Source organism: Paenibacillus sp. yr247, assembly GCF_900103825.1.
Lineage (GTDB): Bacteria > Bacillota > Bacilli > Paenibacillales > NBRC-103111 > Paenibacillus_E.
Genome location: NZ_FNIF01000001.1, coordinates 609,979 through 626,163 on the forward strand (window position 1 = coordinate 609,979; position 16,185 = coordinate 626,163).

General features: G+C 45.9%; 17 protein-coding genes. 13 read left to right on the forward strand and 4 right to left on the reverse strand.

The window, feature by feature from the left end:
• Positions 1 to 15: 15 nt before the first annotated feature.
• Positions 16 to 393 (forward strand): Asp23/Gls24 family envelope stress response protein, encoded by a 378-nt coding sequence (locus BLT91_RS02805; RefSeq protein WP_090816338.1) that lies wholly within the window; start codon positions 16 to 18, stop codon positions 391 to 393.
• Positions 394 to 425: 32 nt separating this feature from the next.
• Here the strand turns inward: BLT91_RS02805 and ftsW are convergent, their stop codons facing one another.
• Complete coding sequence (ftsW, locus tag BLT91_RS02810) at positions 426 to 1,583, reverse strand: putative lipid II flippase FtsW (protein ID WP_090816340.1); 1,158 nt, start codon at positions 1,581 to 1,583, stop codon at positions 426 to 428.
• A gap of 13 nt (positions 1,584 to 1,596) precedes the next feature.
• Entirely contained in the window at positions 1,597 to 1,944 is a 348-nt protein-coding gene (locus tag BLT91_RS02815; protein ID WP_090816342.1) for a YugN family protein, read from the reverse strand.
• Between the two features lie 204 nt (positions 1,945 to 2,148).
• Between BLT91_RS02815 and BLT91_RS02820 the strand changes: the two genes are divergently transcribed.
• The 4 genes from BLT91_RS02820 (at position 2,149) to BLT91_RS02835 (ending at position 6,335) form a co-directional block, all read left to right on the forward strand.
• Positions 2,149 to 3,318 (forward strand): M20 family metallopeptidase, encoded by a 1,170-nt coding sequence (locus tag BLT91_RS02820; RefSeq protein WP_090816344.1) that lies wholly within the window; start codon positions 2,149 to 2,151, stop codon positions 3,316 to 3,318.
• Between the two features lie 62 nt (positions 3,319 to 3,380).
• Positions 3,381 to 3,821 carry a CBS domain-containing protein gene (locus BLT91_RS02825; protein ID WP_090816346.1) on the forward strand — a complete coding sequence of 147 codons (441 nt, stop codon included), beginning with the start codon at positions 3,381 to 3,383 and terminating at the stop codon, positions 3,819 to 3,821.
• Between the two features lie 233 nt (positions 3,822 to 4,054).
• Entirely contained in the window at positions 4,055 to 5,203 is a 1,149-nt protein-coding gene (locus tag BLT91_RS02830) for a Gfo/Idh/MocA family protein (RefSeq protein WP_090816348.1), read from the forward strand.
• A 58-nt stretch (positions 5,204 to 5,261) separates the two neighbouring features.
• Positions 5,262 to 6,335, forward strand: a complete 1,074-nt coding sequence (locus tag BLT91_RS02835) for a Gfo/Idh/MocA family protein (protein WP_090816350.1) — start codon at positions 5,262 to 5,264, stop codon at positions 6,333 to 6,335.
• A gap of 82 nt (positions 6,336 to 6,417) precedes the next feature.
• Here the strand turns inward: BLT91_RS02835 and BLT91_RS02840 are convergent, their stop codons facing one another.
• Positions 6,418 to 6,930, reverse strand: coding sequence for a thermonuclease family protein (locus BLT91_RS02840; protein WP_090816351.1), 513 nt, complete (start codon positions 6,928 to 6,930; stop codon positions 6,418 to 6,420).
• A 121-nt stretch (positions 6,931 to 7,051) separates the two neighbouring features.
• On the opposite strand from BLT91_RS02840, the gene BLT91_RS02845 reads away from it, so the two are divergent.
• From BLT91_RS02845 to BLT91_RS02855, 3 genes are all read left to right on the forward strand, one after another.
• Positions 7,052 to 8,758: a DNA repair helicase XPB gene (locus tag BLT91_RS02845; protein WP_090816353.1), complete on the forward strand. Its 1,707-nt coding sequence runs from the start codon at positions 7,052 to 7,054 to the stop codon at positions 8,756 to 8,758.
• Positions 8,748 to 10,772 carry a helicase-associated domain-containing protein gene (locus BLT91_RS02850; protein WP_217635171.1) on the forward strand — a complete coding sequence of 675 codons (2,025 nt, stop codon included), beginning with the start codon at positions 8,748 to 8,750 and terminating at the stop codon, positions 10,770 to 10,772. The genes BLT91_RS02845 and BLT91_RS02850 overlap by 11 nt, the downstream gene beginning before the upstream one ends.
• Before the next feature lie 147 nt (positions 10,773 to 10,919).
• Positions 10,920 to 11,357, forward strand: a complete 438-nt coding sequence (locus BLT91_RS02855) for a YlbF/YmcA family competence regulator (RefSeq protein WP_254776759.1) — start codon at positions 10,920 to 10,922, stop codon at positions 11,355 to 11,357.
• A 3-nt stretch (positions 11,358 to 11,360) separates the two neighbouring features.
• Here BLT91_RS02855 and BLT91_RS02860 read toward each other — a convergent pair whose 3' ends face one another.
• Complete coding sequence (locus BLT91_RS02860; protein ID WP_090816357.1) at positions 11,361 to 12,365, reverse strand: asparaginase; 1,005 nt, start codon at positions 12,363 to 12,365, stop codon at positions 11,361 to 11,363.
• Between the two features lie 47 nt (positions 12,366 to 12,412).
• On the opposite strand from BLT91_RS02860, the gene BLT91_RS02865 reads away from it, so the two are divergent.
• The 5 genes from BLT91_RS02865 (at position 12,413) to galU (ending at position 16,144) form a co-directional block, all read left to right on the forward strand.
• The gene (locus BLT91_RS02865; RefSeq protein ID WP_090816359.1) at positions 12,413 to 12,676 is read left to right on the forward strand and encodes a YlbG family protein; all 264 of its coding nucleotides are present in this window, start codon (positions 12,413 to 12,415) and stop codon (positions 12,674 to 12,676) included.
• Positions 12,677 to 12,887: 211 nt separating this feature from the next.
• On the forward strand, positions 12,888 to 13,325 hold the full coding sequence (locus BLT91_RS02870) for a hypothetical protein (RefSeq protein WP_090816361.1): 438 nt from the start codon (positions 12,888 to 12,890) through the stop codon (positions 13,323 to 13,325).
• 112 nt (positions 13,326 to 13,437) lie between these two features.
• The gene (locus BLT91_RS02875) at positions 13,438 to 14,349 is read left to right on the forward strand and encodes a selenium metabolism-associated LysR family transcriptional regulator (protein ID WP_090816363.1); all 912 of its coding nucleotides are present in this window, start codon (positions 13,438 to 13,440) and stop codon (positions 14,347 to 14,349) included.
• A gap of 60 nt (positions 14,350 to 14,409) precedes the next feature.
• The gene (locus tag BLT91_RS02880; RefSeq protein ID WP_254776760.1) at positions 14,410 to 15,279 is read left to right on the forward strand and encodes a PHP domain-containing protein; all 870 of its coding nucleotides are present in this window, start codon (positions 14,410 to 14,412) and stop codon (positions 15,277 to 15,279) included.
• Positions 15,263 to 16,144, forward strand: a complete 882-nt coding sequence (gene galU / locus BLT91_RS02885) for a UTP--glucose-1-phosphate uridylyltransferase GalU (RefSeq protein WP_090816365.1) — start codon at positions 15,263 to 15,265, stop codon at positions 16,142 to 16,144. Before BLT91_RS02880 ends, galU begins: the two co-directional genes overlap by 17 nt.
• The last annotated feature ends 41 nt before the right edge of the window (positions 16,145 to 16,185 follow it).

The window sequence follows — 16,185 nt, forward strand, 5'->3', positions numbered from 1 at the left end:
TAGGGAGTGATCCGTATGTCCGAAGACAATCAAACAGGTTTAATTCGTATTTCTGATGATGTAGTATCGACTATTGCAGGTCTTGCAGCTCTGGAAACAGCAGGCATAGCAGGCATGTCAGGTGGCATCTCGGAAGGCTTAGCTAAGCGACTGAGTGGCAAGAATGTGCAACGTGGCGTCTCTGTTGAAGTAGGACAAGTGGAAGCAGCCATCGATCTACGCGTAATCGTCAATTACGGTTCCCGTATTCAGGATGTATGCAGGGATCTCCAAGAAAACGTGCGAGAGGCTGTTGAGAATATGACAGGCTTGTCCGTGGTGGAAGTTAATGTCAAGGTGGAAGGCGTCGCGTTTAAAGAAGATGAAGCAGACGACCCTCATCGTGTAAAATAAAATAAAAAAGACCCAATCGATTTCGACGTCGATTAGGGTCTTTTTTTGGATGGTGCCACTTCTTTACGTGTTTGTTCGCGAGAGATGCTGAGCAGAATTCCCATACTGATGAGAGAGACCATCATGGAGGAGCCGCCTGCTGAAATAAAGGGCAAGGTTACGCCTGTAAGAGGAATGGTGTTTGTTACTCCGCCGATATTAATAAAGGCTTGAAAAGCAAACATAACCATAATACCAACGCCAGTTAGCATGCCGAACATATCAGGACTGCGAACTGCAATGAGAATGCCTCGCCATATGAAGATTATAAAAATAAGAATGAATAAGGCGCTGCCAATGAATCCGAGTTCTTCCCCAATGATCGCAAAAATGAAGTCAGTATGAGCTTCAGGCAAATAATGGAGCTTCTGAATACCTTGTCCAAATCCTGCGCCGGTCAATCCGCCATGACCAAAAGCGTACAAAGATTGAACAACTTGAAGTCCATTGCCTTGAGGATCAGAGAAAGGATCTAGAAAAGAGGTCAGACGGTTTATCCGGTAGTTGTTATCGGTGTTTCCTTTGAGCAGGTAAAGGGCAATCCCTATCGCAGCAATGGAGACAAAGCCTGTCCCAATAAAGAAAATATGCTTCAAATTGGAGCCGCCGACCATGATGACGATAACTGCACAAGCAAGCAAAATCGTACAGGAGCCAAAGTCTGGCTGTAACATGATAAGAGAGCAGACAAAGCCGACTACAAGTAGTGCAGGGAGCAGTCCCTTTTTGAAATTGCGGAACTTTTCATCTTTGTTGCTAATCAGAGAGGCCAAATACAAGATGACAATCAGTTTGGCAAATTCTGTTGGTTGGATACCGTATCTACCGATGTTGAACCAACTGGCTGCACCATTCGCCTTTGAAGTGAAAATAACCAAAATGAGCAGCACAACGATAACAAAGAAAGCAGGGATAACCAACTTCTTCAGCTTGGAGTAGTGGATGTTCATGCAGAAAAGCATGCCAATCGTACCTAATACTACGGCCATCAGCTGCTTTTTTGTAAAAAACCATGGATCATTGTTATATTTCTCATAAAAAGCACTTGTCATAGAACTTGCACTGAAAACCATAGCAAGACCAAAGCAAACAAGTACAAAAGTTAAAAATAGCAGCAGAAAATCCGGCGTTCCTCTTCGAGGGGGATTCATGCTGAATCCTCGCCTAGTCTGCCAATAATTGTTGCAGCTGAGCTAATTTTTGATTGGAGATTTTAAGAACAGACTCAGGCACAGGTGAATTGTAATCCAAGCCATGCGGGAACGTTTCTTTCCCTATGTAAGCATCTTCTAGAAACAAGATTGCATAAGGAGACTCTAGCTTACCGGATTCTACACGAGCATTTACCCGTAAGAAGTACACTGCTTTACTTGCTTTATCTTCCATTTTAAAATCATATGTAGCACGAGTGTATTCCCACTGCCAACGCACGAAACCAAGTTTAGTCGTTACTTCATCTAGATGAGCCAGATCGCTTTTTAAGCCTTTTAAGCCAGTTGCTTCAATAATCACTTTTAACGCCTCCATATTGTACGTATGCATTCTTTATTCATGATAGTATGTTTCCAAAAGTTCTGCAAGTCGATTACATCGTCTAATTTCTAATATTTGATGGCACTTTTCTGATGAAACATGGGCTTTTATTTGGTAGAATAGGTTCAAAGACAAGACTAGAGTGAAAAGCTAAGAAACAAGGATGGGCGGAGGATATTCCTTATGAACGATTTTCAAGCAGGCTTACAAGCAATTTATGAAGAGATGGTTGCCTGGAGACGCTACTTACACCAAAACCCGGAACTCTCGTTTCATGAATATCGGACGGCTGAATTTGTGGCGAATCACCTGCAGAGTTGGGATATTGAAGTTCGTAAAAATGTAGGGGGCAATGGGGTTGTCGGACTGCTCCGCGGCAGTGGCGAAGGTCCTACAGTTGCACTCCGTGCTGATATGGATGCCCTACCTATTCAAGATGAGAAAAACTGTGCGTATTCTTCGCTTATGAAGGGAGTTATGCACGCTTGCGGCCACGATGCACACACATCAACACTGCTGGGTATTGCCAAGGTCGCAAGTACGCTTCGTGCGAGGCTCAAAGGAAATCTTGTTTTCCTATTCCAGCATGCAGAAGAAATTACGCCCGGTGGTGCAGACTCCATGATCAAAGACGGAGCTCTGGATGGTGTTGATGCCGTGTTCGGCGTTCATCTATGGACACCGTTCCCTGTAGGCCATATTTACACCAAGGCAGGTCCCCTTATGGCGGCACCGGATGAATTTACAATACAAATTCAAGGAAAAGGTGGACATGGTGGGTTGCCTCATCAAACCATCGACAGCATTTATGTTGCTTCTCAATTAGTTGTAAATCTTCAATCCATCGTGAGCCGGCAAGTAGACCCGATAGAGCCTTGTGTGGTTAGCATTGGTTCTTTCCATGGGGGCTCCAGCTTCAACGTCATAGCCGAAACGAGCTTGCTGAGTGGCACAGTTCGGACATTCAATGCTGAACTTAGACAAGATGTGAAGCAACGCATCGAACGGATCGTACATGCCACCTGTGAAATGTACCAAGCTTCCTACGAGCTTGATTACAAGTTAGGCTACCCTACGGTTATAAACGATGAGAAAGAAGCTCAACGGTTCTTTAAAGTTGGGATTGAATTGTTTGGTGCTGAAGCGGTACAGGAGTCTCCACTTATTATGGCCGGAGAGGACTTCTCCTATTATCTGCAACACCGACCAGGCTGTTATATGTTCGTAGGGGCAGGTAATATCGAAGCTGGCATCATACATCCGCACCACCATCCGAAGTTTGATATCGATGAGAAATCCATGTTAAATGCAGCAAACTTACTGTTGGGAATGGCTTTGGATTATATGGCATGAATGGCGTCCTTCCTTTAGAGTATGCTATGTATGTAAGATAACTCCGAGGAGGGATTGTGCTTATGGCAGGTAAAACAGTGAGAGACATCATGAGTAAAGATTGCGTCACCGTTACTCTGCAGGATAATATTTACGAGATCGCAGTTAAAATGAAACAGCATGATATCGGATTCGTTGCCGTTGTGGAGGGAAAAAAACTCATTGGTGTTGTAACAGATCGCGACCTAGTTGTACGCGGCTACGCAGAAAAGCATTCTGGCTCTACGGCTGTAGATGAAGTGATTACGAAAGATATTGCAACAATAAACCCGAATACTTCAGTTGAAGAAGCAGCCAAAATAATGGCCAAGGATCAAATTCGTCGGTTGCCAGTCGTTGAAAATGGCGAGCTTGTCGGAATTGTGGCTATAGGTGACCTAGCTGTGAGGGGAAGCTTTGAGGATGAGGCTGGTCAAGCGCTAAGTAAAATTTCTTCAAACAGAACATTAATCGGCAGTAAATAAACTGTGGTCATACATGTAGATATCAAAGCAACCTTTTTCCATTTTTGGAGAAGGTTGTTTTTTGTCAAATTGAAATATGTCATCCTTACTGCTTATAACCTTATGCTTATCCTGCAACTGTCAAAGTTCGCAATAAGGTGGTCAATCTGCGACAAGATGCAGGCTTCTAAATATGCTACATTGATATCGTGCTCAAAAAATTGTTAATCTGACAAGAAAAAGGTGATGTACATATGGAAAAAGTAAGGATTGGTATTATAGGTCTGGGCAATATGGGAACTGGACATGCCAAGTACTTGGTAAACAACGAAGTTAAGGGTGCTCAGCTTACAGCTGTATGTGAGTTCAGAGCTGACCGCTTAGAATGGGCCAAAGAAAACTTGGGTGAAGGCATCCAACTATTCGACAATCTCGATACATTTCTTACTTCGGGGACAATTGACGGTGTTTTGATTGCGACTCCTCATTATGATCACCCGGATGTAGCAACACGTGCATTTAATGCGGGACTTCATGTGCTGTGTGAAAAGCCAGCAGGCGTTTACACAAAACAAGTTCGTGAAATGAACGAGGCTGCACAAGCTTCAGGTAAAGTATTCAGTATGATGTACAATCAACGTACAAATCCATTATATAAGAAGTTAAAGGATCTGGTTTCTTCCGGAGAGCTTGGTGAAATTCGCAGAACGAACTGGATTATTACGAATTGGTATAGATCCCAAAGTTACTATGATTCAGGCGGCTGGCGTGCAACATGGGCAGGTGAAGGCGGCGGCGTACTTATTAACCAGGATCCGCATCAGCTTGATTTATGGCAGTGGACGATCGATATGATGCCTAAACGTGTTCGTGCCTTTTGTTATTTCGGAAAGCATCGTAATATCGAAGTTGAGGACGATGTAACCGCATTCGTAGAGTATGAGAATGGTGCTACGGGCTTATTCGTCACAACTACAGGTGAAGCGCCGGGAACGAATCGGTTTGAGCTGTCAGGTGACCGCGGTAAAATAGTGATCGAAGATGGCAAGCTGACATTCTGGCGTTTGCGCGTATCGGAGAGAGAATTCAATGAAACCTTCAAAGGTGGATTTGGTCAACCAGAATGCTGGAAGTGCGAGATTCCTATTGACGGGCAAGAAACGGGCCACAAGGGTATCACGCAAAATTGGGTGGATGCGATTCTGCATGGCACGCCACTGGTCGCTCCAGGGGAAGAAGGTATCAAAGGTTTGATGCTTTCGAATGCTATGCTGTTATCGACATGGACGGACAACTGGGTAGATTTGCCGATTGACGAAGAGCTATTCGAACAGCACTTGCAGGACAAAATCAAAAATTCTACAGTCAACAAAGAGGCTGGCTTCAAAACACTTGTGGTTTAAAATCAGTTAATAACCTGCGCTTATGCGTACATGGGTAGGATAGTGGAGGAATTGGGACATGCAAAAAAGCGATGGAATGAATTACGCACCAAAAGGGAAGCCAAACATCGTTGTTCAAAAAGGGGAGTTCGTCTTCGCGGCGATAGCCTTGGATCACGGTCATATCTATGGCATGTGTAATGGGCTGCAGGAGGCAGGAGCAGAGCTGAAATGGGTCTATGACCAGGACGCAGCTAAGGTAGAGGATTTTGTTAAGAAGTACCCTCACGTAAAAGTGGCAGCGTCTGAGCAGGAGATATTTGACGATGCCGAAGTAAAGCTAATCGCTTCAGCTGCTGTTCCTTCTGAACGCGGAGCATTAGGTATCCGAGCGATGGTGCATGGCAAAGATTATTTTACAGATAAAGCTCCTTTCACTACGCTAGATCAGCTTGCGGCTGCCAAGGCTAAGGTGGAAGAAACAGGACGTAAATTTGCCGTTTATTACAGTGAGCGTCTCCATGTAGAAAGTGCCGTATTTGCTGGGCAGCTCATTGAAGAAGGTGCAATCGGCCGTGTTGTTCAAGTCATTGGTTTAGGGCCGCACCGACTGGGTGCATCGAATCGTCCAGATTGGTTTTTCAAGAAGGATAAATATGGTGGCATTTTATGTGATATCGGTAGTCATCAAATTGAACAGTTTCTGTTTTATTCGGGATGCAAGGACGCTACCGTCGTAAGCAGTAAAGTGGCAAATTATCATGCGAAGGATTATCCGGAGCTAGAGGATTTTGGTGACGCTACACTTGTCGGTGACAATGGGGCAACGAACTATTTCCGCGTGGATTGGCTCACACCGAGTGGTCTGGGTACTTGGGGAGACGGAAGGACGCTTATTCTTGGAACAGAAGGATATATCGAGCTGCGCAAGTATATTGACATCGCGCGCGATCCGCAGGGAGATCAGTTATACCTGGTCAACCAGCAAGGAGAAAAGCACTACAGCCTTCATGGACAAGTAGGCTTTCCTTTCTTTGGTCAGTTGATCTTGGATTGTCTGAATCGCACAGAGCACGCAATGACGCAGGCACATACGTTCAAGGCTGCAGAGCTGTGTTTGCTTGCTCAGGAAAAAGCAATCCGTGTAGAGTAGTTTCTATTGCTTTAAATTCGGGTAGTCTAGCGGTTAAATCGCTAGCTGCCCATTTTGTGTTTCTGCCGTATAGTTCCTTTGGTTATTTTTTTGTATCAAAAGCCTTTTCGTAATCCTTCCATAAGCCTTTCTTTTTACTGCGGGCTGTTTCTTGATCTTGCTTAAAAGTATCGACGTACTTGACATTCGGAGGAAATGTAGCGATCCGTGCATACCCCTCTTTAACCAAGGTACTGTTAAATAATTCTTCTCCGATCCATACATAAGCAAGCAGGCGATCATAGCGATCCATTTTTTCTACATCAAATTCGAGCTCGACTGTTTTGTTCTCCAATCGTTTTTTCGTAAAATCACTTGCTTCTTTCCCATAAAACATGATGGGTGTATTAGGTTTCTTCGTCTCTGGTGTGTCTACACCAATTAATCGGACTTTTTCTTTCTTGCCCTTCATTGTGACCTCGAGCGTGTCTCCGTCCACGATACGCTCTACTTTAACACGCTCTCTTCCAGCCACAGCTGCAGGGCTGCTCCCACACGCTGTCATCAAAACAGCAAGACTGAACAGCAAAATAAGAGCGATCATCCATTTGCGCATGAAGCACCTCCTAAGAGTTTTCCGTAAGGAAAACTTTCTACGTACGTAAGACGTTAGCATGACGGGAATGTTTAAATCAAGTGCTTTCCTTTCATACTAGACAAAAAGGAGGTGGCACGCGATGACATGGGATCCTTCCCGCCCTCTAATCGTACAGAGTGATTTGTCGGTATTATTGGAGACGCATCACCCGGAATTTGAATCCGTAAGGGGAATCATATCCCGTTTTGCGGATCTGGTCAAAAGCCCTGATCATCTCCATACTTACCGGATAACGCCATTATCGCTTTGGAATGCAGCGGCGGCCGGAATGCCAATTGAACAAATGTCGGCTTGTTTACAGCGATATGCTAAATTTGGTGTTCCGCCTGCCGTACTAAGCGGCATACGTAAATATGTGCAGAGATATGGCACATTGCGCATGGAAAACGTCGGAAATGAGCTCTATTTAGTCAGCGACGATACCGTTGTACTGAAAGAAATTTGCACAAACGATTCGCTGAAAAGGTATTTAGAGGATACCCGCGGAGAGCGGGCTATTGCCATTTCACCGGTTTCTCGAGGTTTTTTGAAGCAGGAACTTATCAAGCTGGGGTACCCGGTTGAAGATTTGGCCGCCTATCGAAGGGGGGAATTTCTTCCGATTCAGCTGCATGATGAAGATACGGCGGAAGCCCCTTTCCAACTGCGTGATTATCAAAAGCATGCCGTAGATGCCTTTCACCGTATCGGAGTAGGAGGAAGCGGCGTCTTGGTGCTCCCTTGCGGAGCAGGAAAAACCGTGGTCGGCATTGCTGCTATGGCGAGGTGTAACTGCGCAACATTGATTCTTACGACTAATGTCACTTCAGTAAAGCAGTGGAAGCGGGAGATTTTGAGCAAAACGGGTCTTGCAGATGATCAGGTTGGGGAATATAACGGCACCTCGAAGGAAGTACGGCCGATCACCATTGCAACTTATCAGATATTGACCCACCGAGGTAAGAAGGAAGACGAATTCTCACATATGAGACTGTTTAGCGAGAGAGATTGGGGACTGATTATTTACGATGAGGTTCATCTTTTACCAGCCCCTGTTTTTCGGGCTACAGCCGAGATTCAAGCGACCCGCAGACTCGGATTAACCGCTACCTTAATAAGGGAAGACGGCCGAGAGGAAGATGTCTTTTCCCTTGTCGGGCCGAAGAAATATGATATGGCTTGGAAAGAGCTTGAGTCCATGGGCTGGATTGCCAAGGTTGCCTGCCAGGAAGTGCGTGTATCTCTTTCTGCCTTAGATCGCGATCGTTATGGAGCCTCTAGTGCCAGACAGCAGTTCAGGATTGCCGGTGAAAATGCAGCCAAACTAGACGTTATTGACCATTTGCTGCAGGTTCATGCGAATGAACAGACCTTAATTATCGGTCAATATATTAATCAGTTGGAGCAAATCGCAGCTCATACTGGTGCGCCTATGATCAGCGGTGGAATGGCGTATGACCTCCGGGACGAGCTGTATGACCAATTTAAGAAGGGCCAAGTGCCGCTGCTCATCGTGTCCAAAGTTGCTAATTTTGCGGTGGACCTGCCGGATGCCGCTGTAGCTATTCAGGTGTCGGGTAGTTATGGATCGCGACAAGAAGAGGCTCAACGGCTTGGGCGGATCCTTCGTCCAAAAAGCAGCGGTGCCAACGCAGCAGTATTTTATTCACTTATCAGCGAGGATACGAAGGAGCAGGATTTTGCTATGAAGCGTCAATTGTTTCTGGTTGAGCAGGGCTATCAATATCGCATAACGAGTTGGAGCCATGAAGCAAAGGTTCAAGAAGGAGTACAGAATGAGGTATGAACATGTGTATAGGAAAATGCCCCAAGCACTAATGGAGCTCATTACTGAACAAAAGTGGTGCTCTTCATTCATAACACAAGGTGTTGCATTACCTGTTTTATTGACTGATCACAGGTATCTCGCCGAGTTGGATTCGCATTTGTCTGCGGATGAAAAGCGTACACTGCGTCTAATTGTCTCGACATTCGGTTGTGAACCGTTCACAATAGAAACGCTGGAAAAGCAAGCGATTCTGCGTATGGCTGGTGCACAAGTCGCCATTGGCCTAGTAGGACTAAGAAGATTAGGCATTATTGCCGCTTTTCGCAAAGCGTGGGGAGAGCAGCTTTTCGTCCTGCCTGAGGATTCTTTTGCTGCATGGCAGCTGTTGTTATTTCCGTCTGTAGAGCTTCGAACAATTGAAGGTAATAGCGAGCTGGAACAAATAGAACCTGAAAGCGCAGGACATTTAATTGCCACTGATCAAGAATCCGCTCCGGCTAATCCTAGAGGCTTGGCACAGCAGATGTTTCACTTTCTGGTGGCTTGTTATCAGCAGCCTTCTTTACCGCTAACAAACAAAGGAACTTTACATAAAAAGCAATTGTCAAAGCTTACACAGCAGCTGTCCTTGCCGAAAGAAATACTGCGGTCCGCTGGGATTACTTACGCTTTTAGAGACATTTACGATGACCAATCAGCTCTGATGCTTGAAATGGCTATTCGTATGGATTTTTTGACTAGTCAAGGAGACCATTACCTCTTCAACAAGGAAGTCTGCATGACATGGCTGCAGGGCTCCTACGATAAGCAGCAGGGGCAGCTTTACAGGATTTGGCGCCAGTTATTGCTTCCTGCTCCGGTTTGGCTTGAGCATGGCATTTCATTGATGGAGAGAGCTGAATGCAGGCAGTGGTGTGAGGTTGACGCTATTTTAAAAGGAATCTGGGCTTGCTGCTCCCACAGAGGTCAGTTCAGCGAAGAATCATCGCTTCAGCAGGCATTCATATCAACTTGGATAGCTCCTTTGTCTGTTTTCCGTTTTGTAGAGTTAGGTACTGATCAGAAAGGTGTTCTTTGGTTCCGATGGCTGATAACACCAATACAGGAAACCTTTCACGATAAGGATGGTGATCTCAGCATAAAGGAGACACATCAGCACCTTCCTTCCCTTTATGTGCAGCCGGATTTTGAGATACTGCTCCCCCCTGATGTTTCTCTTCGTACGGAATGGGATATCGCGGCTTTCGCCGATCTCAAATCGACGGATTTTGTTCGTACCTATCGCTTGACCAAAGAAAGTATTTTCCGTGCCTGGGAACAGGGGGAAAGCAGTGAAGAGATCACTCGGATTTTGAAAGAGAATGCCTATTATGAAGTTCCCGAGCATATAACGGTTACCTTACAGCATTGGGGTGAGCAGGCGGGGAAGCTGCATTTTGAAGAAGTAACGCTGCTTCGCTGTAGATCCAATGATATTGCGGATGCCCTGCTGAGAAACGAGAAATGCCTTCCATTTCTTAAGTGCCGCATAGGCGGCTCAGATTTTATAGTATTGCGAGAACATCTTACCGTGCTAACAAAGTGTTTAGAGAATATGGGTTTCAATCCGAAAAGCCGCCGAAAAGTCGAAAATTCGGCAGTTTCCAAATCATTAAGTTCTTCTGGGAATCAGACAGGTGGCCTGTGTTATTCTCGGGATACCATACAGCTCTATGAAATGGATGCCCAACTGCCTGAGCGGGATGATTTGTATCCGGAAATGAAGGATATACCTTTAAGTTGGCTTCAAGAATTCCGAGCGTATCACGGCTCTACTCGTAAGGAAATGATTCGCAAAGCGATCGAATGGAAAAGCTGTTTGCAGCTTCGCAAGGAAGGACGGAGCCGTTTTATTATCCCCAGAATCCTCCGCGAAGAACGGTCGGGCTGGATACTGGAAGGGCTGGAAGAATACGAGGAGATTTCTTTGTCAAGTGAGGATTGGGAGGAAATGAAGCTTATATTGCCTGGTATAAACGACGAAGGTGTTTAAATGTAGGTTTTGATGATAAAGGTAGGAAATGGACAGAGGATTTCGTAGTAAAGAGAAAAGGAAGAAACTCTTGGAGAACTGTGGTATAGTAGAGATGTTATATACTCTTTGAGGGGAAGGATGTTGATTGTAGTAATGTTACAGACAATGGAAGCAGAAACAATAGATATGTCAGCCATTCTTATGCAGGCCTATGACATGGGTGATATGATTAATTCCTCTGCAGAAGTGGCAGATTATTTATATTGGAAGAACGCTGTGGATAACAGTGTAGAAGTTAAGAATCTTAAAGCTGTTTTCGCTAGAAAGAAAGATGCTTTTGAAGAGTGCGAACGCTTCGGGCATTACCATCCAAGCTATCATGAAGCGTTAGCTGCAGTGAATGAGATTCAGGATAAGCTGCATGCTGTTGAAGCGGTTCGTAAGTTTAAAGAAGCAGAGGACCGTTTGGACGACTTACTGTTTACCGTATCCACAACGATCGCTCATGCTGTTTCCGATTCGATTAAAGTCCCAAGCAATAATCCGCTGCCAACTGGTAAAGGCTGCAGTTCCGGTGGAAGCTGCAGCGGAAATTGCGGGTAAATGTTAAAGCTGGAAATCGGGGCGGATGATTCCGACCTCGGTTCCCTGCCAGTTATGAACGGTAGGGGTATGAAAGGATGCAAGTGCGCTTACTTCGTATTCTGAAAGCAGTCTTAGCTGCTTCAAAGCTTCAACGACTGCTGGATACATGGCTCGTTGATTGCCGTCCTCGATTTTTAGGACAAAGCCTAAGCCCTGTTCAGGAATTGTTAGTGCGAAAATCCCTTCAGCTCCCATCTTGCCGATGATTCGGCCATTAGTTACCTCGATTAATCGCGTATCGAAGCGGTCGCTTCCCGCGAGGAATTGAGGATATTTTCGCACCGCGGCGACAATTCTCTGGCAAGCGTTTGCACGTGCTTGAGGTAATCCGTCAGGGCTGCCTAATCTGGCGAATGCAAGAGCCAAATGGTTAATCGGCATGCCGAATACGGGTACCCCACAACCATCAATCCCGAGCTGCATCTGTGATTTATGTATACCGGACATAGCGCATACAGCATCCAGCATAAGCTGCTGAACAGGATGTTGGTTGCTCATGTAGGTTTCCGGTGATGCTCCGAGGTGTGCGCATAGGGCTAGCATGCCCGAATGTTTGCCCGAGCAATTGTTGTGCAAGGTGGTCGGGGCTTCACCTCGCTCGCGCATCGCCTGTGCGGTCGGCGCGTGGTACGGTTCATGCGCACCGCACTGCAGGTGCGCAAGATGGAAACCGAGCTTGCCCAGGATGCTCTGGGCCGTGCTCACATGCTCAGCTTCCCCGTTGTGGGAAGCACAGCATAGGGCGATTTCGGCTTCACTGAGGCCGAAACGATCCGCCGCGCCGGATTCAATAACCGGCAGCGCTTGAATGAGCTTCGCGGTCGAACGGGCGAAGGTAAGGAGCTGTGGGTCGCCTGCTTGTTGCAGCAGCGCCCCTTTGGCATTAACGACCGCGAGGTGGACGCGGTGAACACTTTCCGTTATGTTTCCGCGGTATACGCGGACGATGGTGTTAGAAGGCTTCATGTAGCGGTATCACTCCATACTAGGATTATTGAAAAGAGGTAGCAATCATGATGATCGAGCGCAGCGGATTAATCATTTGGGTAAACGATATCAAAGCCGCCAGAAACTTGGATCGGTTCGGTTCTCTCCATTACATTTCAAAGAAAATGAATTATGCCGTTCTTTATATACATGCCAGCAAATTGGACGAGACCACACGAAGCCTTTTGAAGCTCCCGTACGTCAAAAAGGTTGAGAAGTCTTACCGTAACGAAATCAAAACTGAATACAGTAGTGATGTGCCGGACAAAACTAGATTTTACACCCTTTGAGGCTGCAGTGCAAAACAAAAGCTTCGTAAGAAGCTTTTTTTATTTTTTGAATTTTTAGAAAATAAGCATTTTTTCATGATTTCACAAATATTTATTAATAATTTTATATATTCTTCCATGGGAAAAAACGTTATAATCAAGTAAAATATAACTTACATAGAGGTAAGGAATAGGTACACGGTCTCATTTTAGTAGGAAAGGGGATGTGATCATGAAAGACAAGGTGATGGGGAGATGGAGTACTTATGAACCATTCTTCGTACAGCTAGGTGACAAGAAAGTGGCGGATATCGTGATCACGAATCATGCGAAGCTGAGATGGAGTGATCGTGTTTCAAGCGAAAACAATTCACTCGAGGAAATTTGCGCTTTTCTGTGGGAAAAGCTTAAAAATGATAGCATGGTCCCTTATTATCGCAATGAAGAAGACGTATACCTCATTGATGATGACCTTGTCGTTGTTGCCGAATTTTCCCATTTGGAACATGAGACTGATCTGGTGGGCAACCCGCTGCACAAAATGATCATTGTTACGTTCCTCGGAAGAATGTCCGAAACGATGGAGCTTCGTGATTTGAAATCTTATTATTCTTGGCTTAGACACTCACGCCGCATGACGCTGATCAAGAACAGCCGTAAGCGTCGATAAACGGATAAGTTTCATGTAAAGAGTGTGTCGGTTGCGGCATACTCTTTTTTGCGTCTCAATGGACTGTCTGCGTTCAATTTCATATAATGGATACAAAGAGAGGCGGGTTTACATGGCACTTAATTTTCATCAACTGCATATTTTCTATACAGTGGCGGAGAAAGGCAGTTTCTCTCATGCAGCTGGGGCCCTACATATGACACAGCCTGCTGTGACCATGCAAGTTCAATCGCTGGAAGATTATTTCGGTGTGAAGCTATTTCATCGCAGCACCAAAAAGATTGAGCTATCCGAAGCCGGACGAGCCCTGTTACCGTTCGCTAAGAACAGCATTGAGCTTATCCGCGAAACGGACGTTGCCATGTCTAAATTCACTAAGATGATTGAAGGTCGGCTGCAGTTGGGCGCTAGCTTGACGATGGGGGAATACATTTTACCGCGTCTTCTGGGACCATTCAGCAAGGACTACCCCAACATCTCTGTCTCGATGAAAGTGATGAATACGACTCAGATACTGGACGAGGTTCTTGGTCATCAGCTCAATTTCGGGCTTGTAGAAGCGCCAATTCATCATCCGGATGTCCATACTGAAGCTATTCTTAGCGATGAGCTTAAACTCATTGTCCCAGCCGATCATCCGTTAGCGGACATGGACGTCATAACACTGGAAGAGCTGTTGAAATATCCGTTCGTTCTTCGTGAGCAAGGCTCTGGGACCAGAAGGGTGATGGAAGAGGAATTCGCCCGCTGCAACATGGATTGTTCATCGATGAAGATTGTGATGGAGCTAGGCAGCACAGGGGCTATTAAATCGGCTGTTGAAGCGGGTCTTGGGATTTCAATTCTTTCCCAGTCGTCCGTGAAGCATGAAGTGACGCTAGGTCTGTTTAAAGTGAAGACGATTGAAAACATTACCTTCGAACGCAGCTTCTATGCCATCTACTTGAACTCTACGCTGCTGCCCATATCGGCAGTAAGCTTCATGACCTTCTTGCGGCAAGAAGATTTGAGCCGCTTTCTTTAAACATACAATTCGCTTCAGAACTGTTCATAGATGTCCTACAATGAAGGAAGGGGAAAGAAAATGTCAGCAAGAATGGAAGCGGATTTACATACACATACGACAGCTTCGGATGGGACCCAGCGCCCTGCAGCTAACGTTCAGATGGCCTTCGAGGCTGGTCTAGGGGCTATAGCGATAACCGATCATGATACAGTCTCAGGGGTAGCGGAGGCGCTTACAGCGGGCCTGAAGCTCGGTATTGAGGTCGTACCAGGGGTCGAGATTTCAACCGTTGCCTGTGGGCAGGATATTCACGTACTTGGGTACTATATACAAATTGATGATACGCAATTTCTTCAGAGACTGGCGTCTTTGCGTGAAACGAGAGATACCCGCAATAACATGATTGTTGATCGTTTGCAGCAGCTGGGTCTGGACGTTACGATGGCGGAGGTGCTGCGGGAAGTAGAGAATATCAAGCGCAAAGGCGATACGGTCGGGAGGCCTCACATTGCTGCTGTACTGCTGAAAAAAGGCTATGTATCGTCGATCAGCGAGGCGTTTGACCGATATTTAGGATCTGGAGCTGCCGCCTATGCCAACCCACCAAGAATTGAGCCTGCTACAGCGATTGAGTGGATCCATGATGCAGGAGGGAAGGCCGTCCTTGCACATCCAGGTATTTACCATGACGATGCACTCGTAGACACAATTACCCAACAAGGCTTGGACGGTATCGAAGTCTATCACTCTGATCACACACCGGAAGATGAGGCGAAATACCTCCTCCTTGCACAGCGCACAGGACTTCTCATAACAGCTGGTTCCGATTTCCATGGTGAACGGGGCGGTGTAGTATTCCACGCACCAATCGGTTCGAAGCGAATAGGGATCGATGTCTTACAAAGCCTACAACTGGGAAGGAGCAGCGTTCATGAAAAAGATTCGTAAAGCGATTATCCCGGCAGCTGGTTTAGGCACTCGATTCCTGCCAGCTACCAAAGCGCAGCCCAAAGAAATGCTGCCTATCGTTGATAAGCCCGCCATTCAATATATTGTGGAAGAAGCGATAGAATCTGGCATTGAAGATATTATTATTGTTACCGGACGCAACAAGCGTGCGATTGAGGATCATTTTGACAAATCGGTTGAGCTTGAAATGATGTTGGAGGAAAAAGGAAACACAAAGCTGCTTAAAATGGTGCAATCCGTTTCCAATCTGGCAGATGTTCATTACATTCGGCAGAAGCAGCCCTTAGGACTCGGTCATGCTATCCTGTGCGCTCGCAAATTTATCGGAGATGAGCCATTTGCAGTTCTACTTGGGGATGATATTCTCCAATCGTCGCCGCCTGGACTTAAGCAAATGATGGATATTTACGAGCAAACAGAAACGTCTGTTATTGCTGTCCAAGAAGTGCCATGGGAGGATGTAAGTAAGTATGGAATCGTATCTCCGGCAAATAACTGTGATAGCTACCGGTTGATTGAAGATCTGGTTGAGAAACCAGACCGTGATCAGGCGCCTTCGAATTTAGCGGTTATCGGTCGATATATCATCATGCCGGAAATTTTCGGTATCTTGGAGAGACAAGAGCCTGGCCGCGGCGGCGAAATTCAATTGACCGACGCTTTACGTGTGCTCAATAGACAGCAGCAAATGGCCGCTTATCTGATGCAAGCTAAACGTTACGACGTTGGCGACAAGATGGGGTACATTGAAGCGACCATCGAGATGGCCTTACAGCGTCCGGATTTACAGGAACAAGTGAAATCATATCTATTATCTTTGATTCAACAGCTGGAACTGAAATAGTGACAAGCGATTGAACTTGGGGGAGTACCCACTACACAGCA

Excerpts from the sequence above, each read along its gene's own strand:
- BLT91_RS02805 (WP_090816338.1), top strand. The coding sequence starts at position 16 with ATGTCCGAAGACAATCAAACAGGTTTAATTCGTATTTCTGATGATGTA.
- ftsW (WP_090816340.1), bottom strand. The coding sequence starts at position 1,583 with ATGAATCCCCCTCGAAGAGGAACGCCGGATTTTCTGCTGCTATTTTTA.
- BLT91_RS02820 (WP_090816344.1), top strand. The coding sequence starts at position 2,149 with ATGAACGATTTTCAAGCAGGCTTACAAGCAATTTATGAAGAGATGGTT.
- BLT91_RS02825 (WP_090816346.1), top strand. The coding sequence starts at position 3,381 with ATGGCAGGTAAAACAGTGAGAGACATCATGAGTAAAGATTGCGTCACC.
- BLT91_RS02830 (WP_090816348.1), top strand. The coding sequence starts at position 4,055 with ATGGAAAAAGTAAGGATTGGTATTATAGGTCTGGGCAATATGGGAACT.
- BLT91_RS02835 (WP_090816350.1), top strand. The coding sequence starts at position 5,262 with ATGCAAAAAAGCGATGGAATGAATTACGCACCAAAAGGGAAGCCAAAC.
- BLT91_RS02840 (WP_090816351.1), bottom strand. The coding sequence starts at position 6,930 with ATGCGCAAATGGATGATCGCTCTTATTTTGCTGTTCAGTCTTGCTGTT.
- BLT91_RS02845 (WP_090816353.1), top strand. The coding sequence starts at position 7,052 with ATGACATGGGATCCTTCCCGCCCTCTAATCGTACAGAGTGATTTGTCG.
- BLT91_RS02850 (WP_217635171.1), top strand. The coding sequence starts at position 8,748 with ATGAGGTATGAACATGTGTATAGGAAAATGCCCCAAGCACTAATGGAG.
- BLT91_RS02855 (WP_254776759.1), top strand. The coding sequence starts at position 10,920 with ATGGAAGCAGAAACAATAGATATGTCAGCCATTCTTATGCAGGCCTAT.
- BLT91_RS02860 (WP_090816357.1), bottom strand. The coding sequence starts at position 12,365 with ATGAAGCCTTCTAACACCATCGTCCGCGTATACCGCGGAAACATAACG.
- BLT91_RS02865 (WP_090816359.1), top strand. The coding sequence starts at position 12,413 with ATGATGATCGAGCGCAGCGGATTAATCATTTGGGTAAACGATATCAAA.
- BLT91_RS02870 (WP_090816361.1), top strand. The coding sequence starts at position 12,888 with ATGAAAGACAAGGTGATGGGGAGATGGAGTACTTATGAACCATTCTTC.
- BLT91_RS02875 (WP_090816363.1), top strand. The coding sequence starts at position 13,438 with ATGGCACTTAATTTTCATCAACTGCATATTTTCTATACAGTGGCGGAG.
- BLT91_RS02880 (WP_254776760.1), top strand. The coding sequence starts at position 14,410 with ATGTCAGCAAGAATGGAAGCGGATTTACATACACATACGACAGCTTCG.
- galU (WP_090816365.1), top strand. The coding sequence starts at position 15,263 with ATGAAAAAGATTCGTAAAGCGATTATCCCGGCAGCTGGTTTAGGCACT.